The 21678-nt window shown below is 57.6% G+C and carries 25 protein-coding genes; 2 read left to right on the top strand and 23 right to left on the bottom strand.

Going from position 1 to position 21678, the window contains the following annotated elements; translation table 11 throughout:
* Positions 1-2: 2 nt before the first annotated feature.
* From BN1129_RS13570 to BN1129_RS13660, 21 genes are all read right to left on the bottom strand, one after another.
* Complete coding sequence (locus BN1129_RS13570) at positions 3-398, bottom strand: hypothetical protein (RefSeq protein ID WP_042037230.1); 396 nt, start codon at positions 396-398, stop codon at positions 3-5.
* On the bottom strand, positions 391-756 hold the full coding sequence (gene gpFI / locus BN1129_RS21880) for a DNA-packaging protein FI (RefSeq protein WP_052449357.1): 366 nt from the start codon (positions 754-756) through the stop codon (positions 391-393). Before gpFI ends, BN1129_RS13570 begins: the two co-directional genes overlap by 8 nt.
* A gap of 57 nt (positions 757-813) precedes the next feature.
* Positions 814-1860 (bottom strand): major capsid protein, encoded by a 1047-nt coding sequence (locus BN1129_RS13580; protein WP_042037232.1) that lies wholly within the window; start codon positions 1858-1860, stop codon positions 814-816.
* Positions 1860-2204 carry a head decoration protein gene (locus BN1129_RS13585; protein WP_052449358.1) on the bottom strand — a complete coding sequence of 115 codons (345 nt, stop codon included), beginning with the start codon at positions 2202-2204 and terminating at the stop codon, positions 1860-1862. The genes BN1129_RS13580 and BN1129_RS13585 overlap by 1 nt, the downstream gene beginning before the upstream one ends.
* Before the next feature lie 2 nt (positions 2205-2206).
* The gene (locus tag BN1129_RS13590; protein ID WP_052449359.1) at positions 2207-3529 is read right to left on the bottom strand and encodes a S49 family peptidase; all 1323 of its coding nucleotides are present in this window, start codon (positions 3527-3529) and stop codon (positions 2207-2209) included.
* Entirely contained in the window at positions 3519-5096 is a 1578-nt protein-coding gene (locus BN1129_RS13595; protein ID WP_042037236.1) for a phage portal protein, read from the bottom strand. The genes BN1129_RS13590 and BN1129_RS13595 overlap by 11 nt, the downstream gene beginning before the upstream one ends.
* Entirely contained in the window at positions 5093-5296 is a 204-nt protein-coding gene (gene gpW / locus BN1129_RS13600; RefSeq protein WP_167335282.1) for a gpW family head-tail joining protein, read from the bottom strand. The genes BN1129_RS13595 and gpW overlap by 4 nt, the downstream gene beginning before the upstream one ends.
* 37 nt (positions 5297-5333) lie before the next feature.
* Positions 5334-7295, bottom strand: coding sequence for a terminase gpA endonuclease subunit (locus BN1129_RS13605; RefSeq protein ID WP_339366205.1), 1962 nt, complete (start codon positions 7293-7295; stop codon positions 5334-5336).
* A complete protein-coding gene (locus tag BN1129_RS13610; protein ID WP_042037240.1) occupies positions 7195-7761 on the bottom strand; it encodes a hypothetical protein in 567 nt (188 codons plus the stop codon). The genes BN1129_RS13605 and BN1129_RS13610 overlap by 101 nt, the downstream gene beginning before the upstream one ends.
* 253 nt (positions 7762-8014) lie before the next feature.
* Positions 8015-8278, bottom strand: a complete 264-nt coding sequence (locus BN1129_RS13615) for a hypothetical protein (protein ID WP_157013399.1) — start codon at positions 8276-8278, stop codon at positions 8015-8017.
* Positions 8279-8290: 12 nt separating this feature from the next.
* Positions 8291-8713 carry a radical SAM family protein gene (locus BN1129_RS13620; protein ID WP_157013400.1) on the bottom strand — a complete coding sequence of 141 codons (423 nt, stop codon included), beginning with the start codon at positions 8711-8713 and terminating at the stop codon, positions 8291-8293.
* The gene (locus tag BN1129_RS13625) at positions 8710-9261 is read right to left on the bottom strand and encodes a lysis system i-spanin subunit Rz (protein ID WP_042037244.1); all 552 of its coding nucleotides are present in this window, start codon (positions 9259-9261) and stop codon (positions 8710-8712) included. The genes BN1129_RS13620 and BN1129_RS13625 overlap by 4 nt, the downstream gene beginning before the upstream one ends.
* Positions 9258-9740, bottom strand: coding sequence for a TIGR02594 family protein (locus BN1129_RS13630; RefSeq protein ID WP_042037246.1), 483 nt, complete (start codon positions 9738-9740; stop codon positions 9258-9260). Before BN1129_RS13630 ends, BN1129_RS13625 begins: the two co-directional genes overlap by 4 nt.
* Positions 9733-10071, bottom strand: a complete 339-nt coding sequence (locus BN1129_RS13635; RefSeq protein WP_209418512.1) for a phage holin, lambda family — start codon at positions 10069-10071, stop codon at positions 9733-9735. Before BN1129_RS13635 ends, BN1129_RS13630 begins: the two co-directional genes overlap by 8 nt.
* Before the next feature lie 24 nt (positions 10072-10095).
* Positions 10096-11151 carry a DNA-methyltransferase gene (locus BN1129_RS13640; protein ID WP_042037250.1) on the bottom strand — a complete coding sequence of 352 codons (1056 nt, stop codon included), beginning with the start codon at positions 11149-11151 and terminating at the stop codon, positions 10096-10098.
* The gene (locus BN1129_RS24600) at positions 11075-11290 is read right to left on the bottom strand and encodes a Com family DNA-binding transcriptional regulator (protein ID WP_157013401.1); all 216 of its coding nucleotides are present in this window, start codon (positions 11288-11290) and stop codon (positions 11075-11077) included. The genes BN1129_RS13640 and BN1129_RS24600 overlap by 77 nt, the downstream gene beginning before the upstream one ends.
* Positions 11291-11604: 314 nt before the next feature.
* On the bottom strand, positions 11605-12603 hold the full coding sequence (locus BN1129_RS13645; protein ID WP_042037251.1) for a recombination-associated protein RdgC: 999 nt from the start codon (positions 12601-12603) through the stop codon (positions 11605-11607).
* The gene (locus BN1129_RS23460; RefSeq protein ID WP_157013402.1) at positions 12579-12866 is read right to left on the bottom strand and encodes a hypothetical protein; all 288 of its coding nucleotides are present in this window, start codon (positions 12864-12866) and stop codon (positions 12579-12581) included. Before BN1129_RS23460 ends, BN1129_RS13645 begins: the two co-directional genes overlap by 25 nt.
* A gap of 261 nt (positions 12867-13127) precedes the next feature.
* Positions 13128-13790 carry a hypothetical protein gene (locus tag BN1129_RS23465; protein WP_157013403.1) on the bottom strand — a complete coding sequence of 221 codons (663 nt, stop codon included), beginning with the start codon at positions 13788-13790 and terminating at the stop codon, positions 13128-13130.
* Complete coding sequence (locus BN1129_RS13655; protein WP_042037253.1) at positions 13787-14278, bottom strand: hypothetical protein; 492 nt, start codon at positions 14276-14278, stop codon at positions 13787-13789. The genes BN1129_RS23465 and BN1129_RS13655 overlap by 4 nt, the downstream gene beginning before the upstream one ends.
* Positions 14279-14362: 84 nt before the next feature.
* Complete coding sequence (locus BN1129_RS13660; RefSeq protein ID WP_042037254.1) at positions 14363-14572, bottom strand: Cro/CI family transcriptional regulator; 210 nt, start codon at positions 14570-14572, stop codon at positions 14363-14365.
* Between the two features lie 82 nt (positions 14573-14654).
* Here BN1129_RS13660 and BN1129_RS13665 point away from each other — a divergent pair, with 82 nt between their 5' ends.
* A complete protein-coding gene (locus BN1129_RS13665; RefSeq protein WP_042037255.1) occupies positions 14655-15293 on the top strand; it encodes a LexA family protein in 639 nt (212 codons plus the stop codon).
* Positions 15294-15585: 292 nt separating this feature from the next.
* A complete protein-coding gene (locus tag BN1129_RS13670) occupies positions 15586-19167 on the top strand; it encodes a plasmid replication protein, CyRepA1 family (protein WP_084204655.1) in 3582 nt (1193 codons plus the stop codon).
* Here BN1129_RS13670 and BN1129_RS13675 read toward each other — a convergent pair.
* Together BN1129_RS13675 and BN1129_RS13680 are read right to left on the bottom strand one after the other, a co-directional pair.
* Positions 19164-19538, bottom strand: a complete 375-nt coding sequence (locus BN1129_RS13675; protein WP_042037256.1) for a hypothetical protein — start codon at positions 19536-19538, stop codon at positions 19164-19166. The genes BN1129_RS13670 and BN1129_RS13675 overlap by 4 nt on opposite strands.
* A gap of 77 nt (positions 19539-19615) precedes the next feature.
* A complete protein-coding gene (locus tag BN1129_RS13680) occupies positions 19616-21520 on the bottom strand; it encodes a protelomerase family protein (protein ID WP_042037257.1) in 1905 nt (634 codons plus the stop codon).
* Between the last annotated feature and the right edge of the window lie 158 nt (positions 21521-21678).

The following is a 21678-nucleotide window of genomic DNA, read 5'->3' on the forward strand; positions in this document are numbered from 1 at the left end:
CCTCATATGTTGGTCTTGCTAAAACGGGTTCCTGTGCCTGCCGGCAGGTTGGCGTCACCGGCCAAGCCGAGCATCAGCACTGTCGTGGTGGCATCGGTGTAATCCAGATCCACGACCCAGCGGGTACCAAGTGGGGTCTCCACTTCTGCCCCCATCACATCCTCGCGGCGCAGGCGGTTTTGCAGCACTGTCAGCACCCCTTGCTCGCTGGCCACACGGACACCGCGAGGATTGCTGCTGCCGGTTGGTACCTTTGCCTCCTGCAGGCTCGTGTCCCAGATGGCAGAAATCGCCAGCGGGGAACCGCTTTTCAGCAGCAGGCTGTACTGGTTAGCCATGACCGCGTTGATGGCCATGTCGGCATCAGCCACCAGGTCTGAGAACGGGTCGCTACTCATCGGCGTAGCGGGCCAGCTGCTCCACTTCTACAACCTGCTGGGCCTGATCCACGTCAATGAAGCAGGGCTTATCCTTCACGGCCAGCAGTGGCTCATTGCCGAGGCGCAGGTGCAGGGTGACCTTGGGGATGATGCAAACCATGCGCTGCACGGATCCGGCTTTGGTTGCCAGCTCATTGAACGGCTGTGCCAAGTTGCTATGGCCTTCATTCAGGGTGCTGGCGTTGTCTTCCAACTCGGCTTCCAGCTCTTCGATACGGGCTTTCAGCTCAAGCACCGTGCCGGAGGGGTCAGTCTCACGGCCAAGCTTCGCGCTCAGCTCAGCTACTCGAGCGATCAGTTGTTCTTTTTCAGTCATGGAATCTTCTCCAGAAAAATCGGAAAACAAAAGTGGGGCCACTGGCCCCACCTTTTCTTAGTTGACTTCGATAAACACGAAGGCGTTAGTGTCCGGCTGCACGGCAGCAGGGGAGCATTCGGTCATGGTGTAGATATCGGCGGGGTCGCCGCCCTCTTCCCACTGACTAACGAAGCGATCTCCCTCTTCCATGCCTTCCTTGACCGCTTTGATGTTCTGGATCACGCCATACATCATGACACCCTGGATGCCGAGGGAACCCAGCAGCAAGCCGTTCTCGGGAACATAGAGGCGCTGGGTCTTCTTATCGACCGGGTCGATGAACTTGTTTTTAGTTACGATGATCATCACATCACCGTAATACCCCTTGATGGACACCCATTTACCGAGGTCTTTCAGACCCAACTCGGCCAGCGACAGGGAACCGCGTTTGGTATCAAACTTCTCGCGGAACAGCTTGAAGCGGTTGAGTTCACGCCACGCCTTACTTCCCATCACCATCACATCGAGAGTACCACTGGATTTGTCCGCATAGGCGTCGATGTCGTGGGTCGGGTCGTAGGTGTCTGCATCCTGTTGAGACCAGCGGCCAGCACCAGCCTGCACGATATGGTTCTCGGGGTTGCGACCAGTATCCACATCGATCGGCTCGGGCAGGTTCTCACCGTTCATGGTGTACTTGCCGTAGAGCGCCATCTGCACACACTGATACTCTTCCAGCTGCAGAATGGCTTGCTCTTCATCATCCAGGTTCTGCATGGTGTACTGCTCGAAGCGGTCCTGCGGGCTCAGCTCGCCCATGGGCTGCTCACCAGCACGACGGGCCAGCGTTGCCTGCAGATCGACGGTATGCTTCGACTTCACATAACCCGGCTCAAAGGAGCTGGTCAGGTGGCCACGGGTCTTGTCGACCTTACCGGATACTCGCGGGGCACAATAAACCGCCATGGCCGCCTGGCCCGGGATCTCGTCCAGGTACACCTTCTTGGTCTTGAAGGTCATCACCAACGGATAAAACAACGTCTTGAACAACTGGCTGAACTTGAGGGTCTCGGTACGAGCTGCCATCAGTTCACCAGGAGTAAACAGGTCAAATTCGGCCATTACTTCACTTCCTCGATAGAGATGGGGGAACCGAGGAAGCCGGCGCGTTTGGCTTCCATGGTGAGTACGGTTTCGGGCCAGGCAACGGCGGCTGCGTTAATGCAGCCGGACTTGTGTACCGGCGCGGTTTTGGCGGTGGTAGCATCAACGGAGCCGACGGTCATGGTGACTGCCTTGCCTGCTGTGCCGTCCCATTTCACCAACTTGCCAGCATTGGCGTCAGCTCCCAGCATCAGCGGAGTGCGGGCGGCCAGCTGCCCTTGGCCAGCGGCAATGTGGCCTGTCATGGTCGGCAGTGGCTCACTGCCAGCCGAAATGTTCAGAATGCTGAACTCAGTTTTCATCGTCAGTCCTTACGCCCAAAGCGGGTCAGGCGAGCAACTCGGTCGCTCTTGGTGGTGTCGGCATTACCTTGTACAGCTGCGGGAGAAGTCTCCATCAGCTTGTCCAATGCGGTTTCACTGGCTGCCTGCGCGGTCTGCGGGATGGCCGCCAGCACTGCCTTGGCGCCTTCAACTGTCATCGCGCGATTCTTTGCCAGCTCTTTGGCAGCGGCCTCACGGCCCTTGGCTTCATCCAGCTCGAGGATCCCCATAATCCGGGCATTCTCTGCGGCAGCCATCTGCTCGCCATCAACCACAGGGGCTGAGGCAACCGGGGCGACAACCGGCGCGGCCTCGGCATTCTTGTTCAGTTCAGTGGTTGCGACCTTGAGATCGGCGCCTTCTGCGCTGGCGTTATGTTCTGTCACGCTCATATTTCTTCCTGTTGCAAAGATGGGTTTGTGAGAGATGCGTTCGGCCATCACTGCCACCGCATCGGCCGCATTGACCAGCTCATCGGCCAGCCCCTGTTCGATCGCGGCCTGTCCCTCAAATGTCCCGGCCTCTTGAGCCAGGATGCGGTCCACTGCCAAGCCGGTGTGCTTGGCCACCGTATTGGCGAAGCGCAAGCGCGTAGCCTCAACGTCGGCCTGCAGCTTTGCTCTCACCCGTTCAGGCAGTGCTTCGTAGGGGTTGCCGTCGACCTTGTTGGCACCCGCATGGATCAGCGTCACCTTGCGACCGGTCTGCTTCAGCATCTCGCTGACGTCCATATGGGCGATAACCACGCCGATGGAGCCTGCGATACCGGTCTGAGTGATCAGCCGACGTCCAGCACCTGACACAACAAGCTGACCAGCGCTGCAGTGCATGTCGTAGCAAAGAGACCAGACCGGCTTAATCTTGTTGGCTCTGGCGATCAGGTCAGTGCAGTCAAACGCACCGGCTACTTCACCGCCCGGGGTATCAACGTCCAGCATGATCCCGCGCACCTCGGGGTCTTTCAGTGCCTGACTAAGGCGCCCCTGAATGCCGTCGTATCCTGTAGCGCCACAGGAGGGCTGTAAGCCGCCCCATTTGTGCGCCAGAGTGCCGGAGATCGGCAGCACTGCGATTCCATCAACCAGGGCATAGCTGCGGCTTCTCTCGCCACGTTCAGAGAAGCTCGCCGCGTTCTGCTCGACCTGTCCACTCAGGTCGATAACTTTGCCCGAGGAGGCATCAAGCAAGCTGCCGACCCCCATCTGCTCGGATACCGCCGTGATGATGATCTGGGCCTCGGTAGGCCGGATCATCAACGGGGTATTAAAAAGCCGGGACATGATGCCCGGCAGGTTATGTTTCATTGCCATTCCCCTGTTGCTGCTCGTCGGGTGCCATCTGCTGGGCCTTAACCCACGATGGTGGCGGGAGGTTCTTCTCTTTGCGCTCCTGCGCCTCCCGATACTGCTGTGCGAAGATCTCCTCGTAATCCTCGCCGAGCTTGGCCAGCTCACGCTCATACGTGGACAAGCCCGACTCGATGAGCAGGACAGCCTCTTTGGCCTCTTTCAAACCGTCGATGGCCATGCGGCCCATGCCGATCCATTCCGAGTAGCACCAGGCATGACGGGCCTCGTAGAAGTTCAGGCGGGCCGAGCGGGGCAAGGTGATCACCTTGCGCACGATCGCCTCTTCCAGCCAGCAACCGAACATCAGGCTGGCCGCCTTACCGGCGATGAACTTGCGACGGCCCATCACATAGCGCCAGTTGTCGTTCGAGCTGGCCCGCAGGGCGCTATATGCCCCCTTGCTATAGTCCCGACTGAGGGCCGAATACTCGGTATTTGTGCCAGCCGCGACATAACGCAGGATTGACTCTTCCAGCTGGCTCATGCCGTTGTCAGCATTGCCTGGCCGTTGCAGGTTAAGCTTGTCGCCGGGGAAGAGGTGCGGGATCTTCACCCCGTTCATCTTCACCTGCGAGCCGGAGTAGTAGCCCGCATACTCGCTAATCCACTGCTCCATCGCGCTCGGCTCGTTGCCATTGGCTCCCGCACCGGCGATAAACTCCATCGCCTTCTCAGTGCCAAGCTCGCTCTCGATGGTCGCCGCGTACATGGCGCCCACTACGGCGTTCTGCAGCCAGGTATGCTGCAAGCTGTCGAGCATCTTCATCCGCTCGAGCGTCGTCATAAACAGGTTGGCGCCGCGCGTCTGGCGAGCATCCTTCTTCTCGAAGATATGGATAAATGAGAGGCGGCCGTTGGCCAGTTCTCTGGGGATAAAGCGCCACTCTGACTTGCCGCTGGGGTAAGTTGCTTCCTCTACCCAGCAGCCTCGAGCGCGACCGTTGCGGTCTAACGCCACCCCGCTACGCAGGTTGTCGGTGTCGCGCACTTTCTTCGGGTTGCTGACACTGCGCGGCGAGACCATGGCGAACTGGGTGCGGAACAGGTGATGCCCGCGTTCTTCCCGCCATGCTGGCTGCACCATGGCCTCACCCTGGCCGGCGTGAACAGCGACCGCCTCCCGGATCATTTCGGTAAAGGTGCGATGCCCCTCAACGTCGATGCAGCCGTGCGGGTCTTCGGCATATTCAAACCAGGCATCCTGCACATCACGGGCAAATGCCCGGCAATCCTCCTCGGAGATCCCGAGGCGGCGCCACATCGGTTTGTAACTCAGCCGGAACAGGTGTCCGACTATCTGATCCTGGTGGATCTGGATTGCGTTGCTGGCCGTCGCATGGTTGCGAACCAAGTCGTCGGCGCGGGCGTTTGCCTTGCCTAGCACTGGCAGAAGGGCGGCGTCTTGCCCCCTGCTGCGAGGGTTCCAGTCCGCCATCTGGCCACCGAACCCGCGCCCCCCCGCCGTGTAGACCGACTGCTGGCGCAGCGGGGTGACTCCATCGGCCGAGAGGATTTTGTTCATAAGGCTAATCTCCCGGGGCCGCGACGATTGCTCTGGCCACAAATCACTTCAAGCTTTTGGATGTACTTATCAAGGTCAGCAATAGTTCGCTGAGAGAAGGTGACCTGCCTCTGGCCATGGCCGACTTGCACGGCACTCTTGCCCATCAGCAGCTGGTGCCGGGCTTCTTTCGCCTGATCTAGGCGCTGTTCATCGGTCATCGGGATCCCCAAAAACAAAGTGGGGCCACTGGCCCCACTATCCATTCAGTTGCTGCCCCAGTTCAGCCAGTGTTCGCTTCTTCGCTGGGGCTGTTTTTTCTTGGTCGTTCGCATTGGCCGCCAGTGTCGGCAACTTCAATCCCCAACGGACTTGGCTGATGCGCAAGGCAGCGAGTGCATAGGCAAAGCAGTCAGTGCCCTCGTTTCGCCCCTTGGCTCGCCAGCGCACCACCGTCTTGCCTGCCACTATTTCAAGCACTTTCACTTCGGCAGTCAGCTGTTGGCACTCGGCCTCATCGCACATCTCGCCGCTTGGCATCGGGCCGAGGGGAAGGTGGACGCTGCCTGGCTTGCCGAGTTCGACGTGGTAGCGGCTGTAAAGCAGCTCTTTGGCCGTGTCTGACCCCACTTCGGTGTGGTAGACGCCCGCCCGGTTCTTCTGGGATGGGAAGTTGGCGATCGGCTTGCCGTAGACGTTGGCACCCTTGATGGGGATCAGCTTGAAGATCCCGAACCGCTTCGACATGTTGTTGACGTAGGTCTGGTCGATACCACCGGTATCCCAACAGCCACGCTGCCATGTCATCTGGGTGCCGTCCGCCTTGCGATAGGTCACTTTCAGCGCCTTTTCAGTACGCTGCAGGGTGTCAGGGTCGTCGTACTTTCCCATCACCACGATCTTGTCGATCAGGTACGCCTGCTCATCAGCCGTCCAGCCCCACATACGGATCTCGTAGCGGTCACGCTGGCTATCGATACCGGCCGTGATGTAAACCACCTCATCCGGCACCTCGGCGGCGTACCTCTCCCTCCGTTCCAGCAGGATCGAATGCTCGGTCGGTTCGCCGAGCTCTTCCTCGTAGAGCTCACCCAGCGTGGTGTTGATGAAGGTTTTTTCATCAAGTGGCTGGCCTTCTGCCTTGAGCCAGTCCATCACCAGTTCGCCCCAACCATCGAGGTTCAACGAATAGGCAGCCCACACATGCATGCCGACTGACGCTGGGCAGGGGATGCGCTCCCCATCCGCCGTATACCAGTCGTCATCCTCACCGGTTCGCGTCCATGTGCCATCCTCACCGATCCAGCGGCCTGCGATCTCCATTTCATAGAGGTCAGCGTAATGGAAGTGCTTATGGCAACCCTCGCACACGTAGTGAGCCGAGTTTGCCTTCCCTTCTCGGGTGGTTTTGGTGTCGTCCCACGTCAGCCCAAACTGGGCATTACGGCCTCCCCAGACCAATACCTGCTCATGTTCGCAGTGCGGGCACGGGAGATAAAATCGGATGACAATTTCTGCTGAGGAAAGGAAATTCTCGATATGAGACAGCCCCTTTACCGTCGGGGTGGTGCCAACAACAAATTTTGGATAGGCCGCTCCCTTCAACCGCTTTTTAGCCAGGCCAAGGGGGTTGCCCTCACCTTTCTTTCCTTTCCCTACTTCTCGCGGGAGCGCGTCGGCCTCATCGATAAAGGCACATTGTTTTGTCAGTCGGCGATACCGGCCAGCGGCATCACCGCCTCGAAAGTCGATGATGACACCCTTCATCACCTTCTTTTTTAGATTGTTCTTTTCGTTCTTCTTTTCCCATTCAGGGAAGATCGCCTTGATGACTTTCATCTCGGCGATGACCGGATCGACCTCATCAACGACAAAGCCGTCAGCCTCATCGTCGATTGGCTGGAATACCACGCTGGAGCGTTTCTTATGCTCGGCCATGTAGAGCACCGAGGCGACCAGCACCTTGGTGTAGCCAAGGCGAGCTGATTTCTGAATGCCGAACTCTCGACAACGGTCGTTCGTCATTAGGTTCAGCATCACGACTTGGACCGGCTGAGTCGTCCACTGACCAGCAATCTGACTAGACCCTTCTGGCAGCCTGAAGTGCTGATTCGCCCACTTAACCCCGGTCAGGAGCTTCCTCATCCTCAATGTCAGGGTCGCTCGCGAAACCGCTCTCGATATCGCTGTCGCAGTAATCTTCGGGATCGATTCCAACATCGGCTAACTCATTCATCATCTCGGCGATCTCGTCGCGGAACAGCTTGATGACGTGATGCGGTACGTCAGGCCATACCATTTTTATCCGAGGAAGCCAGGAGTCGACTCGGGTTCTCGCGCCGGAGCACCATGTCTCAAGGACATCGGAGAGGACGGTTATAGGGGCATACTGCTTGGCCAGCACCTTCCGCTTCAGCTTTAGGTTTTCAATCTGCTCACGACGATATTCGTTCGCCAGCTCGGCCTTCTGCCGCTCCAGCACCTTTTCAGATTCACCCCCTGCCATTTCCGGTTCGCCGCTACCAGGCTTTGCTGTTCGCAGGTATCGGATGTACCAGTGACGGCATGCATCGAGGTCATACTGCCCGCGCCCTTGTGGCACGGGGAATCCTGCCAGTTTTTGCAGGTTGTTTATCTGCCGCTCCGACAGATCCAGATGCCGGGCGATCTCACCTTGTGTTGCCATGAAAAACCCCAACCGGAACCGGAAATGCCAAAAACGAAAATTTTATAAAATGAGTGATTTCATGCGGGTCTAACGCCCCGCAGTGTAAAAAGGTCCAAAAAAGGACCCATTCCCCCACGGAGAGGAATGGGTCAACAATCGGATGCTCTTTCAGCCTTGCCTACTGATCGCCCCAGCACACGCAGCCGAAGCCGCTGGTACAGAAGGCAAGGGTGAAGGTTGCAGCGGGGTTGGGCCACTGGCCCCACTCCGATTACTTGATGCGGCCTTTCAGTCTGAACTGGAAGACTGCGGGGTTCTCTGGGTGAATGAGCGGTCGAAAGATCCCCTCAAGCACTCCCATGAGGTCAAAGAGAGGGTCAAGGATCGGATGCTTGGTCGTCACCATGCACTGGCCATACGGGTCACCGATATAGACCGGTACGCCGAAATAGCTACCGTGATGGGTGAAGCCAAGCTCCTTCGCCTTCTGCTCTGTCATGAATCCAAGCAATTCAATCTCCTTGGATGGGGCCAATGGCCCCACCTGTCACGTATCTTTTGGGAGAACTCCGCACTGGGCGCCGGCAGCATCACGCAGAAAGGCAGCGAGGCGTTCTTGCTCTTCTGTTGAGAACTTCAGGCCACCTACTGCTGGTGCCACCACTATGTGGACCGGAAGCGTGCGTGCTTCTATTCGGGCCAGTTGCTCGCTGATTGTGGTCAGGCTGATAAGGGGCCGACCACGCACCTGGGTAGCCTCAATGTCAGCCAAGAGCTGACGGGCATCTGCAAGCAGCGGGCTAGTGGGGCCAGTGGCCCCACCCTCCCGGTGGGCCTGCATAATGAGTTCGAATCCCTGCTTCATCAGACTGATCCCATCCCGGTTCACGATGTCGTCTGTTGGTGCTTGGGCTGCTGTATTCAGCAGGGACTCGAATATCCTGGTTAAAACTTTCTGGGTCATATTCACGGCGAGACTGGCCTCTGCTGCTTGGTGATGTAGTCCTGGCAGGCTGTCAGCTGCCTGACGACGTCGTTGGCTTCGTGTCCGAGTCGAACAAGAAACTCTGCATCCGCTGGCTGAAGTCCGCCTTGCGCGGCTTCATCACCGCCGCCGGGGGCGGCGCCGGGCGAGGGCAGAGGGTCGGGTCGTTTGGCTGGGGCAGGGCAGCGGAACTTGTCGCGCACCCGCTTGCTGCCGTCATGGATAGCAGCAACATCAGCATCAAGGCTCTTTTTGCCATCTTCAATTCCTTTTTGATAAGCACTGTCGACCTCGGCAGCCAGCTCGGCGGAGCGTCGCTCCCACGCCACTGTCTGTTCAGCGTGAGAGAGGTTCGCGCGATCCTGGGCGGCCTGTTGTTCTGACCACTCCTTCTGTGCGATCGAATACTTGGTCGTCCAGATCATGTCGGTGGCCGACCAGCCAATCGCAGCGCCAGCAAGCAGGCCGACGGCTAGGACGAGCCACGTCGTATGACCAGTGAGGAAACCACCAATAGCCGCGATCGTCTTCATGCCTCGTTCCTCGACATGGCCACCGAGTCACCCGCCGGCAACTCACCGGCTGGCACAGGCTCGCCTTCTGGCCAGCGATAACCAGTAACCCGGCTGAGGGGGAATGCCTTCACGTTCACCGCGTCGCCCTGGTTGCCACCGAGCACCAAAAGGTTGCCCGCCTTGTCCTTGCCAACGACAAAGCCGACATGGCCGCCGCCGTCCCGGGAGAACACCACCACACAGCCATATGCCGGCCGGTCCAGCTGCTCACCCCAACTCAGGTAGGACTTGGCTGACTCAAAGCGGGACGACTGGATGCCGCTGCGCTCCAGCATGGCGCCCACGAACGCGGCACACCAAGGCGTCTCGTCGTCCTTGATGCCGCCACGGCGAATATCCTTCCAGAACTGCACGATCACCGGGTTATGGGTCGCGCCCTTAACCTCTTTTACACCGATATGGTTCTCGGCCTGCAAGATCCAACGTGGTTTATTCATCGCTACCCTTCTCCATTACCATGCCGGCCTTCTTGCCGAGGATCCGCTGGGCGTACTCACGCACCGTCTCAACCCCGAGAAAGCCGACCATGCCACCGACGAAGCCGCTGGCCGACGCGGGAACGCCCATCCAGTCCATGCCGGACATCAGGGTCAGCGCGATAGCGCCGCACATGATGGCCTCCAGCAGTGCCTGGCGGCGTTTGCCACCACCGTAAACAACGCGCAAAGCGGCGGTGCCCATAGACAGCACCACCCCGTAGATGACCGGCTGGTGCTCAGCCAGCCAGCCAAGAATCACGGCCCACAAGCCAGGATCTTTCATCGGCATCTTCATAGTCCCCACCCCGCAGGGTCAGTGCTCGGGCAGTTCTTCAAACTCCCGACACGTTTGTTCATAACGTGGGGTCTCAAGCTCGACCCCGATAAAAGAACGGCCGCACAGCACAGCCTGCTTGCCGGTCTGGCCAGACCCCATGAAGAAGTCGGCGACAACCGCACCGGGGCGAGAGCTGGCCATGATGATGTCGCGCATCATCGCAGCCGGTTTCTCGCAGGGGTGCTTGCCCGGTCTGGCCGGTACCGAGGGGTACATCCAGACATCGGTAAAAGGAACGTGCTTGGTCACAAAGAAGGGGCGCCGCAAGCGCTCAAACTCCTCCTTCAGCTGGTCATAGCTGGCAACCAGGCGGGTATATGTGGAACTCAGCCCCTGATAGGTTTCGGTCAGCTCGGCATAGTCCTGGCTGAGAGAGGGGGCCTTCGACGCAAACAGCGCCTGCAGCTGCTCGTACTGCTGCTGGCTAGGCAACTGCCACTGCGAATAACCGAACCAGTGACCGGACATCTTGGTGCCGGTTGCCGCGTTGATCTCGGCGGCCGTCACGCCGGATGCCTCTCTGGCATGCCGGAAATACTCGATCAACGGGCTGAACACCTGGCGGCGCAGGTCGCTGCAGGCGGCGGCATAACCACTACCGGCCTTGGCGCTACCGTCTGCCCCGTACTGCTCGGCAAAGATCACCCGCTCGGTGGCAGGGAAGAAGCTGCGTAAGTCCTCCTTGCGAGCCTTGTTCCATGGCCCGGACGGCTTAGCCCAAACGATATGGGACAAGACCCGCAGATGGCGCTGGATCATCAACTCAACGGCCGAGGAAAGGCGGCTCGAGCAGAACAGGTACATCGAGCCGTTCGGCTTGAGCACCCGGCGAAACTCCACCACGAACTGCTCCAGCCAGGCGAGGAACTCCTGTTCGGACTTCCACTGGTTGTCCCAGTCGAGCGCCTTCACCCCAAAGTAGGGAGGGTCGGTTGCAATGAGGTCGATAGAGGCATCAGGCAGGGTCTTGATATAGACCAGGCTGTCTGCATTGATCAGGCGGGCTTGCCCGTCCATCAACAGTTTTTCCATTCACTATTTCTCCGAGTTGGCACTCGGAGGTGCTCGCGTAGTTTGTTACCTTGCAGCGCGGGCACTTAATCTCAGCGGCGCCGCAAAGGCGGGCCAACTTGCGGGAACAGTTCCCACAGCGAATATCGTTCAGGTTCATCGGGATCGGCTTATGTGATAAGCTCCGGCCGCTTTGCAAAGCGCCGTGGCTTTAGTCCGGCCCGTGACCGAGTGCGCGTGGCTGGATGGTCACTTCCTGTTACAGCAGGGGGTGGCCGCCACGTTCTACAGGCAATAAAAAACCGCCCACGAAGGCGGTTTTGTTTTATGAGGGTCTCTTAGGCATTCGCTACTGAACACACAGATTTCTCCAGCTTGGATAATTTATCGCAGCCATCCCCAATCTGTCAACTGTAGTTTATTTAAGTATTTACTATAGTTTACTTTATCAGGGTGGGGCCACTGGCCCCACCTTTACATGGGGGCCGACTCTTCACCGCCAAGGGCATCGATCAGCGCGGGAACGAAGCGGGACATCTCACCGGCCAGCAGCGCAATATCAGCATCCATCTTGGCCAGCGGGTCTTCGTCGTTGATGTCGTCGTTCTTCTCCATCAGTTCGTCGCTCCACTTCACGCCGGTAATAGACAAGTCATCAGACAGCACGAAGCTGACGGTCTCACCCCAGTTAAGGGCCAACTTGGTCACCAGCTTGTCGTTTTTGGTCAGATGGTTTTTCACCTCATCAGTCATCAAGTCCTGTTGCTTGAACCGGGCGATCCCGCCGTGCTGCATGGCGCTGCGCAGCTCGGCCTGATCTTCCAGCACGAATCCAGCCGGGATAGTGCCCTCCTGCAGCCAGGTGGTCATGGTGACTTCTGGTGGGTTCTTTACCGCAATCGGCAGGACGGGCAGAGAGCCAATGGTCTTGCGCAGCAGGGCCAGGGCATCGTCTGCCGCTTTTCCCTTGGCAAACACCACCATCAAACCGCTGGACGGCTGATACCACAGGTGGGTGCTAGTGCGCTTGGTGTAGGCATGAGGCAGCAAGGTTGCAAGAATGTCTTCCTTGATCGCCTCCTTCTCTTTCTTTTTGAGTGCGCGGCCTTGCTGATGCTCGATAGCCTCAACCTTGCTGGCCAACAGCTGCTGCAGCTGCGCAGGGGGCACCACCGCCTGATCCCGTACCAACCGCAGCAGGATATGCCCGTCACACTGGTGAACAAACACAGGCTGAGGAAGGGTGGCTGCGTTTTCAGGGTCAGCCTTGGCGATCTCGAGCATGGTACCTCGGTCTTTAAAATAGCCATCAGTGAGCTTGGCCATGACTGGTGCCCAACCGATAGAGGAGGCTGAACTCGACATGCGCGGGAAAAACTCGGTGGTCAGGAACTGGCTGGCCGCCCCCTCGCTCACCAGGTCAATCTGGCGGGTGAGCCGATACAGGCTTATCGTTTTGATTTGCGAGAACATCGTCTCTCCTTTTTATAGTCATGGCCGGCACAAGCGGTCGGCATCGGGTTTGGTGACGTCATAGCAATCACCTGCAACACATGGGAACGGCGAATCGGGGCTAACTCACCTATCACTCCATCAAGACTTACCAGAGGCAGCAGGCCAGCCCATACCAACTCATCCTGGTTCTGGCGATACACGCCGGAGTGATTGGTGCTGACGAGATGGACCAGCGACCCCTTCTTACCTATCCAACGGTCGGCCAGCAGGATAGGGCTCATGCGGCCGCCTCAGTCTTCACGCCCTGGGCCGCATAGTCACGGATCCAGAGTGTCTGGATATGCTGGTCACCTGGGCGGCAGCAGCTCTGCCACATGGCCACCGCTGCCCGCGAGTTTTCAAACCCGTCATGACCGCCGATGTAGAAGTTACAGTTAGGGCAGACGCAGAACCAGCGACCTTTTAGTTGGCGCAACTGCGGTAACCTGGGCGCAGGGACTGCATCTGGCCATACCGTGTGACACAGGCAGAAGTGCGTTGACTCAGGAAGGGATGCGGTTGAGCACATATCGCAGCGCCTCCTCTACCATGCCATCACCGACTTCATGCAGGGCAGACCAATGCGGACCAACCGACTTGTCTATCTTCTTGCGCCACTGGTCTTCATATCGGCGCTCATAATAGGCGCTCACACCGCTCTTTACTGCGGCATCCGGCAAGGTGATTCGAGGCTGCTCTACCAGGGCGTAATGCACGTTGGCCAGCACGACAGGGTGCAACTGCTTCAACTCATGGCGGATCGCCAGAGAAGGGCGACACCGGCTGAGGAAGCGGGACTCGAGCTCAGACAGCGCGGCATCGAACTCCTCACCGCGCCCAGCCACCAGTCCCTTCAGTACCTCTCGCATCCAGTCCGGCGTACTCTCAACCGTCCGCTTCACCTTCGTCAGCTCATAAGCATGATGGGGAAGAGGGCATGACGAACGGCCGCGAGGTCTGGTCTCTGTGATGTGCTGCGGCGACAAAGCCCACAACTCGCTGCCGTTGTCGCGCTCTGGCCGATTCCGGCGATCGGTTATCAATGCTGGTCCGGTGAAATCAGGATCAAGCTGGCCGCGAGTGAAGGCATTGCACTCGTAGCTGGCCCTGACCAGTTCGGCGACCCAGCTCAGACGATGGGCCTCGCCTCTACGGGGTCTCTTCACGCGGCCCCCTTATGCAGCTGCAGGCCAGCGCGAACCCGGGCTATTTCAGCAGCGGTAGCCTCTTTCAGGTCAACCAGCTCCTGCTCCAGCCTCAACAGTTGATTGAGCTCGTCTTCAGTACCATAGGTGCCATCAAAGGCAGGGTGGGCATGACTCATCACATCGGCAAAGGCACCGGCAAGCACATCGATAGTGGCTTCCACACTACCAGTGCCAGTCGTGGTCGGTACCTGAACCAGCATATAGCCATGCATCCTGGCAGTGCTGCGCATGATACCGGCGGCAACATCACCAGGCAGGGCGGCCAGCCATGCCTCCCGCCAGCCAAACGGCAGGGGAGAGTCACCACTGAGGATCCGCGCTACACGCTTGGCGTACTTGTTGCGAACCCGGAACAACTCATCGGCAGTGGTAGGGTCGTCATCGATAAGGCCAGCAGCCTCCAGCGACGGCACCAGGCATTCGTTGGCGAACTCCACATCCGACATCCTCGATCGTTTAATCCACTCGATAGAGGTATTGAGGATAAACTTGAGTTCAGACTTTGTGTCCGATTGAGGACAATTATTCATTTATTGTTCCCCCTTCAGCCGCTCTTTTGTAAACTCGGATATAAGTTGATAGGCGCTCTTCACCTCGATCTCGAACTGGACGGAGTCTGGTAGCTGTTCTGTCCACCGATACACAGCAACAGGGGTCTTGCCGAGTGCGTCGGCAACTACCTTGGTTGCACCGCGGGTATGGCCACCCGCATAAAAATCAAAAACGTCTGACTTGGTCATCATCTGACTCCACTTAACAGGGTGGAGTAATGTTAACTCAAGTTTATTTTCGAATAAACTAAAATCAATAATTGGATGCTCTATGCGAACCGACTCTCTTGGCCAGCGACTCACTTTCCTACGGGAAAAGGTACTCAAACTGAACAAGGCGCAACTGGCTGATCAACTCGGCATGAGCCCGGCTTGGATTGGCAAAGTGGAGAACGATGCTTACTCGGACATCGGCGCCAAAGTAGCTCATCATATTGGCCAGCTCGTTGAGCCGTATGGTTACGACGCTCGGTGGCTGATCGGTGGAGGGAACAAGCCGAGTTCTGGGAGAAAGATCCCAGTTGTAGGTAATACTCAGGCTGGCCCAGATTGCGTGTGGTTCGACATGGGATACCCTGATGGCGTCAGCGACATCTACATAGACTTCCCGTCACGTGGCAATACCTATGGCCTGATGGTCGTTGGCAGTTCGATGGACCCCTACTACAGAGAGGGTGAGGCTGTGATAGTAGACCCGCAGTCAGAACCCATGACGGGAGAGGTGGTCGTTGTCCGGATGGCCGATGATGAGGTCATGCTGAAAGTGTTCGCGGGGATCCGCAACGGAGAAGTAGTATTGGACAGCATGAACACCAGCTACAGCAGGCAACTCAGAAAGCAAGAGGACGTGCAGTTCATGCACCAGGTTGTCGGGAAGGTGACTGGCTCAAAAATCATTCACTCCGCATAATTTATACTGTATTTAAGTTTATACGAAAATTGATTTTTATATAGGATCTGGGTAGGATCCGAGGCGTTGACCTGTTCAGTGGCGAACAGCTCATTTAGCCAACAGATACAAAAGAAAAAAGCCAGCGTGGCGGCTGGCTTCTTGAAAAGAAAAAGACCGGTTGTGGCGACCGGTCCTTTAATCGGAATGGCTACAATGTCCACTCACAACAATTCGAGGACATTGTAGTCAGTAACAGATCCCAGTGCAAGTGGGGCCAGTGGCCCCACTTGGTGGGTTTTACGGGACTACCATGTCTAAGAAGAAAATCACCACTCTGCAAGATGCAGAGAAAGCGCTATCTTTCTGCAACCCGAACCTACCGCATAAGGTATGGCAAAAAATCGGATGTGCTCTTGCCGGTGAGTTCGGCGATGAAGCCTTCGATATCTTTGATTCTTGGTCGGCTCCTGGCCAAACGTACACTGAGAAATCCACCAGAGAATACTGGAAAGGATGGATCCGCAATAACAACCCAAACCGCCCACAACTAAACTCATTGGCTTTTGAAGCCAAGAAGGGAGGCTGGGTTCCAGATCGTGATACCACACTCTCACCGGAAGAACTCGCCAGACGCGGAAAGGAGCTGGCTGAGCGAGCGGCGCGCCGCGCACGGGAACAAGCGGTAGCCAAAGAAGAAGCCGACCGAGGCCTTGAGCAGCATCGCGCAGACTTCTTTGCCATGCCAAACGACCTGCCTGCCACCGAATACATGCTGAAAAAACACATGGCGGGCATCGTTGAATTCCTCGATATCCGGTTCCAGCGCAAGGGTGGTTTCCTCGGCAGAATGTTTGCCTGGCCGCTGTGGGATGATGACCCCAGGGTTAACCCGCAGGCGCAGTGGTGCGGCTACGAGAAGATCTACGAACGCAAGAACGAACAGGGACGCGGAAAGTTCCTCTCAAGCCACGGCAGAAATGACCGTGGCTTCGGCGTTATTGGCCAGCCACTGAACCAAGTCAAGCGGGTCTTCATCTGCGGCGGTTTGGCGGATGGCTTCTCCGGCCATATCTCGACCGGTGAAACCATGGTGGTGGTGGTGGGTGAATCCAACATCCCCAACATCAAGCGCCGTCTGCAGGAGCTCTACCCCGATCTGATCGTGGTGGTCTCACCGGATAACGACAAGGCTGGTATTGCCCAAGTCGAGAAGGCCGGTGGCTTCTGGTCACTGCCAGAGAAAGCCGGGGCCGACTGGTCTGATGTATACATCAATGACGGGGCCGAGGAAGTGCAGCGCCAGCTGCTCAACATCCGCGGCCTGGTCTATAACGTCGTAAACCAGCCCAAGTTGGACATCAAGATCCAGCCTGGCCTCAACCTCATCAAGTCAGGGAAAGAGACTGGGAAGACCTTCTCTACCTCCATTTGGAGTCGCAACAATCGCCACTTAAAGACCCTGGTGATCAGCTATCGCCGCAACCTGCTGCAAGCACTAGCGGACCCCAAAGCATTTGATGCCCAATACTACGAGAACCTGATCCTGGATGAACGAGGCTCCGACGCAGATCGCAACGTGCTATTGCGTCAGGCCATGCGTCTTGTGATCACCCCTGACTCACTATGGCGCCTGCAAGGCAGCGAGTGGGACGCGGTTATTGTTGATGAGGCAGATCAAACGCTGCAGCACTTCCTGTCAGAAACCATGCTCAAGAGCGGGCGTCAGGTGTTAAACATCGAGATGTTTGCCCACCTGCTATGCCGTGCATCAACTCAAGTAATGATGGATGCCGACCTATCCGACCTCACCGTCGGGTTTTGCAACTACATCGGCCTGCAATCTGGCACCTATCACATCAACGAGTACAAGCCCCGTCAGGGATCTACCCTGTTCGTCTATGAGTCGCCTCATCACATGCTGGCCCAGCTCAAGGACAGACTGATGACCGGCGAGCGCCACTACTACTGCGCGAACTCCAAGAACCAGATCATCAACTTCGATGAGAAGCTGCAGATCGCTAAGCGCCGTGGTCACTGGAACGGCAAGTGGTTCTCCGTCTGCTCTGACAACTCCACAGACGACCAGACAGGTGAAATCGTTCGTGAGATCGACAAACAGGTCGGCGAGTGGAGCGCCCTGCTCGCATCCCCCAGTTGGGGCACCGGGATCTCCATCAACAAAGGTCACCCATTCCAGGCTACCTGGGGCCGATTCGGATCAAATACAGGAACGTCCGAACAGGCACACCAACAACTAGCCCGCGCTCGTGGCATCACCGATTACCATGTCTACGTTGATCCGACCGAGCGGGCCGAGCCAACCGACCCGGATCAAATCCTGCGCCTCAATCTGGAAGAGCCAGATGCTGAAACTGCCAAATTTCTCAAACTGGAAGACGGGAAATTGGCGTTCTCCAGCAACCTGTTCGAGTGGGTCTATTGCCACGTCAAAGCTGCGGTCAACAAGTCCAAGAACGCCTTCAAGGAACGGTTCCTCGCCCAGGCGGAAGCCGAGGGCTATAGCATTGTCCACGTCATGAAGAACAAGATGATGGTCACCTTCGGCAAACAGGATGCCGAGGAAGCGAGTGATCGCCTGCGCCGTCTCGATATGCTCTCGATGATCGATGCCAACCTGCTCGATGAAGACCAGATTCGCAAGGCCATGCACGGCGAGGAAGACCAGACCCAAGCAGCCATCATCAAGTCGAAGACCTACCAGTCCCTCAACCTCGACGCCATGCAACCAGAGCACGTTGACCAGCTGGTATGGGATGCGGCGGCAACATTCCAATCGGTGACTGCGACTGAAACAGAGTTCGGCGATGATGTGATCAACGTATGGCCAGCCGGCCGCCGCGAGCTCATCATCAATGCCCTCGCCTTTGGCCAGCAGCAAGAACGCCTCGTTAGCCGGATCAAAAAGCTGGCCATAGCGGCCATGCCCGCCGAACTGGTCAAGGCCCTCGACCTCAAAGACCGCAAGTTTGCCCAATCCCGCGCCCACCTGCATCACTACGCCAAGCGCCGCCATCACCTGCAGTGCATCCTGGCCGCCGTCGGCATCGACGAGCAGCTCAACTATGACGGAAGAACCTGGAACGCCATGCAGATCACCAAAGACCTGCGCGGGTGGATGATCCGGAACCGTGAGGCGCTCTACAAGTACAGCGATGTTAGCCTCACGGATACAGCGATTGAAGAGCCCCTGCAGTGGCTGCACGGCTTCCTGCGGGGTTTGGCCATAGATGTGGTCAGCCACGGCCAGAGGCGCGTGAACGGCCAGCGTGTGCACGTTTATGGCATCGACGGAGACAGCCTCTCCTCTATTCGCATCCTCACCAGTTTGCGTGTCAGCGGTATCCAGGCCAAGACGATGAACGATGGCAAAGTGTCACACCCTGCGCAGCTGGTTAATAGTGATCAACTGGCTCAAGGTGTGACACCCAATATTCGCGTTGAAGCCGCGCCACACTTGACGTTGAAGACATCTGAGGAAGTGCCGACTTGCAAGGGATCTGCGGCGGAAAGTACAGAAGTTCTGTATTTTGCAGACTCCATTCCTGAAGGGTCGGTGGGGAGAGTCGCTGCATATCTTCAAGCAGCCATGAGAGACGGCCGGGCGACCAAACTAAGCCGCCGAGACCAAATGACGCTGATCCATGTTGCCCCATGGCTAAACAAGCAAGAGGTGATATCGGCGCTGGCAGAAGGGAGTGCGATTCCGCTCTTGAGACATATCAAAGAGGCGGCAAAATCTGGTGTGGAGTGTGGAGCTGACCGCCTCTCGGCATCTGTTCTCTTTGAGCTTCTTCAGTCAGACATCAGCCAGGACTCGTTGGCAGAGTGTTTGAGCGGGGCCGCAGAGCAGCCCCTTGGGGTCATGGCTTAACGATAGGCGGCCTCAAAGGCCCCTCTCAATGCATCCACATCGACCCTGACCATATCGCCAGCCACTGGCGATGCCCTGAACGAGGCGGCCGCCTGTGCCGCCTTTCCTGTTGCTGGTTGTGCGATGAATCCACGCGGGTTGGCCGCCTCTGTCACAGCATAGGCAAGCCCGCCGAACTTCCCGCTGCTCCGGCACATGACGAACCAGCGGTCGCTGAACACCAGCCGCTTGCAGTCAGCCGTTCCGTCAGTGTCCCAGCGAATATCCTGCTCGATGTCCATCTGCGCCCCCTTCACCCACGATGGGGAATCCGGCTCACCTGAACAACCGGCCAACACCATAACCACCAGCACCGCTGCTATCTTCTTCATCGATCACCCTCCATTTGAAACCCTGTCATGGTAACAAAAAAAGGGTGGGGCCACTGGCCCCACCCTCTGTTTTGTCATCACTTCCGTGTTATCGACTGCTGCCATTCCTGCATCGTGGCCTCTACCGCTTGCCGCTGGGTGCCCTTTTGCCATGACTCATAGAGCACAGCACCGCCCTTCTCAAGCCTGACCCGCCAGCCCCCGGCCTCTTTGCTGATCCGTGGCTTGGGTGGCACCTTGCTATCCTCCCACGCATCCCAAGCAGCCCGCATCGCCTCCAGTTTGGAACCGGCCTGCTTACTGTCATGCGCAACCGCTCCGTCTACGGTGATGATAACGTGCCAGCTGTCGCCATCCATCGTGGCCACCAGCTTGGGTTTTTCATCCCTGGCCACCGGCTCCTCGGCCTCGTCTTGGTCGTCATCGTTCTCGACCTCGGCGTCGACTTCATCTTCATCATCCAGCTCCAGATCAGGCAGCTGCTCTGCCGGGATCTCGGCCACCAGCTTGGGCCAGTCCACCTGCTCCTCCAGGTACACCTTGCAGGTCCTGAGGTTCAACACCTTCCCATCGATGAGGCAGTACCGGCGAATGTAAGAGGCACTCACACTGGTAGGTGACAGACCAAGATCCAGCTGCTCTTTCATCCATGCGTGGATAAATTTCATGTTGGGCGAGCGCAGGTACTGCTCGATCTGCCCGTCTTTCTGCACCAGCGCGGCCACCAGCTGCTTGTTTGCCCCCGTCCGCTTGGGGCCGTTGCCCGACACAAACTCGGCCTTTTCAACAGCCGAATCGAGTTCGAACTTCTCATAGTGCTTCTGGCTGTCACCGCTGCCGCCTGCTGTCGCATGACCATATACCCTTGTCCGGTAAACGGACTCGGCTTCACCAGGGCGCTTGAACTGCTGGTACCCGATGGCCGAGTACATGTCACGGCTGTGGCGCCACTCGAGCTCTGGGTTGTCAAAGGTCTTGCGAATGATCAGCTGGGCGCCATGGTTGTAGTAATAGGAGACCGCCCGGTTATGGTAGAGGTCATCCTTGCCTTCATCGAGCGGGGATACCCCATCCAGCACCGCGCCGGTAACGTCCTGGTACCGCATCAAATCGGCGCGCTGCAGCTTCCTCAGCACCTTCATCCCCTCAATGACCAGCTCAGGCGAGATCAGGGTCGGGATCGGGTACGGCTTGACGTCATCAAAAAGCTGCCGGTCATGGGTCTTCAGCTGGCCGCTGAACATGACGTGCCCCTCAGGTGTAGTCTCGGTCGCCCAGAACTTGCCCGTCTTGAATATCTCGCTTCGGCGCCGGCCAGTGGCGATGGCCAGCCCCAGAGCCAGAGAGTATTTGATCTCCTGAGACTGCTTCTCGATCCCCTCTTTCACCAGCCTGGCTGCCTCAGCGACCGCGAACTCCGGGTTGACCTTGATCTGCGCCGATACCTTCTTGGCCAGGCTGGCGCCGTCATTGGCAGTGGCCACCTTGCGCGACCACTCATAAGCAGGCTGCAGCAGATAGTAGGCGTGATGCTCGATGCGGATGCTTCCCAGTATCTTCTTCACCACACTGCGCTTCTCGTTCTTGCGCAGTACGGTGAGGCGGTTGCGCAGCTCCTGGATAGGCAGCTCTGGGTTAAGGCGGCTGGCAAGATCAGGGATGAACTCTGCCAAGTCCTTGGCTGCCTTCTCGATGTGCTTGCTGACCAGGTGATGCTTCATCTCCAGTGCACTGATGGCGTCTATCCACTGGCGCAGGTTGTTGGACACGCTATGGATGCTGTCAGGCCCGCGCAGGGTGTAGTCATCTTCAACGAGCCCACCGGCCTTGCTGGTCTGCTTTGCCACCCCGATCCGCTGCAGGTGACGGTTAATGAATGTCCGCAGGCGATCTGTCACCTGCTTCTTGGTCAAGCTCTCGTCCAGGTAGATATCACGGCAATAGTCCGCAATCTCTTTTTTGGTCATATCGAAATCAGCCATAAAGCCTCCATAAGTGAACCACCAACAAAAATAAGTGTACTCGCCTATCAATAATTGAGCAACCGTATTTAACTGAACCACAACCAAATCAATCCAGGTAACTGCACCCCCATCAATGTGGCAGGTGTACCACATATCTAGCTAGATATGTGGTACAC

Source organism: Aeromonas popoffii, from assembly GCF_000820025.1.
In the GTDB taxonomy this organism is placed as follows: Bacteria; Pseudomonadota; Gammaproteobacteria; order Enterobacterales; family Aeromonadaceae; genus Aeromonas; species Aeromonas popoffii.

What these genes read in the sequence shown, in the direction of transcription:
- BN1129_RS13570 (WP_042037230.1), bottom strand. Translation starts at nt 398, where the DNA reads ATGAGTAGCGACCCGTTCTCAGACCTGGTGGCTGATGCCGACATGGCC.
- gpFI (WP_052449357.1), bottom strand. Translation starts at nt 756, where the DNA reads ATGACTGAAAAAGAACAACTGATCGCTCGAGTAGCTGAGCTGAGCGCG.
- BN1129_RS13580 (WP_042037232.1), bottom strand. Translation starts at nt 1,860, where the DNA reads ATGGCCGAATTTGACCTGTTTACTCCTGGTGAACTGATGGCAGCTCGT.
- BN1129_RS13585 (WP_052449358.1), bottom strand. Translation starts at nt 2,204, where the DNA reads ATGAAAACTGAGTTCAGCATTCTGAACATTTCGGCTGGCAGTGAGCCA.
- BN1129_RS13590 (WP_052449359.1), bottom strand. Translation starts at nt 3,529, where the DNA reads ATGAAACATAACCTGCCGGGCATCATGTCCCGGCTTTTTAATACCCCG.
- BN1129_RS13595 (WP_042037236.1), bottom strand. Translation starts at nt 5,096, where the DNA reads ATGAACAAAATCCTCTCGGCCGATGGAGTCACCCCGCTGCGCCAGCAG.
- gpW (WP_167335282.1), bottom strand. Translation starts at nt 5,296, where the DNA reads ATGACCGATGAACAGCGCCTAGATCAGGCGAAAGAAGCCCGGCACCAG.
- BN1129_RS13605 (WP_339366205.1), bottom strand. Translation starts at nt 7,295, where the DNA reads ATGTTGGAATCGATCCCGAAGATTACTGCGACAGCGATATCGAGAGCG.
- BN1129_RS13610 (WP_042037240.1), bottom strand. Translation starts at nt 7,761, where the DNA reads ATGGCAACACAAGGTGAGATCGCCCGGCATCTGGATCTGTCGGAGCGG.
- BN1129_RS13625 (WP_042037244.1), bottom strand. Translation starts at nt 9,261, where the DNA reads ATGAAGACGATCGCGGCTATTGGTGGTTTCCTCACTGGTCATACGACG.
- BN1129_RS13630 (WP_042037246.1), bottom strand. Translation starts at nt 9,740, where the DNA reads ATGAATAAACCACGTTGGATCTTGCAGGCCGAGAACCATATCGGTGTA.
- BN1129_RS13635 (WP_209418512.1), bottom strand. Translation starts at nt 10,071, where the DNA reads ATGCCGATGAAAGATCCTGGCTTGTGGGCCGTGATTCTTGGCTGGCTG.
- BN1129_RS13640 (WP_042037250.1), bottom strand. Translation starts at nt 11,151, where the DNA reads ATGGAAAAACTGTTGATGGACGGGCAAGCCCGCCTGATCAATGCAGAC.
- BN1129_RS24600 (WP_157013401.1), bottom strand. Translation starts at nt 11,290, where the DNA reads ATGAACCTGAACGATATTCGCTGTGGGAACTGTTCCCGCAAGTTGGCC.
- BN1129_RS13645 (WP_042037251.1), bottom strand. Translation starts at nt 12,603, where the DNA reads ATGTTCTCGCAAATCAAAACGATAAGCCTGTATCGGCTCACCCGCCAG.
- BN1129_RS23460 (WP_157013402.1), bottom strand. Translation starts at nt 12,866, where the DNA reads ATGAGCCCTATCCTGCTGGCCGACCGTTGGATAGGTAAGAAGGGGTCG.
- BN1129_RS13655 (WP_042037253.1), bottom strand. Translation starts at nt 14,278, where the DNA reads ATGTCGGATGTGGAGTTCGCCAACGAATGCCTGGTGCCGTCGCTGGAG.
- BN1129_RS13660 (WP_042037254.1), bottom strand. Translation starts at nt 14,572, where the DNA reads ATGACCAAGTCAGACGTTTTTGATTTTTATGCGGGTGGCCATACCCGC.
- BN1129_RS13665 (WP_042037255.1), top strand. Translation starts at nt 14,655, where the DNA reads ATGCGAACCGACTCTCTTGGCCAGCGACTCACTTTCCTACGGGAAAAG.
- BN1129_RS13670 (WP_084204655.1), top strand. Translation starts at nt 15,586, where the DNA reads ATGTCTAAGAAGAAAATCACCACTCTGCAAGATGCAGAGAAAGCGCTA.
- BN1129_RS13675 (WP_042037256.1), bottom strand. Translation starts at nt 19,538, where the DNA reads ATGAAGAAGATAGCAGCGGTGCTGGTGGTTATGGTGTTGGCCGGTTGT.
- BN1129_RS13680 (WP_042037257.1), bottom strand. Translation starts at nt 21,520, where the DNA reads ATGGCTGATTTCGATATGACCAAAAAAGAGATTGCGGACTATTGCCGT.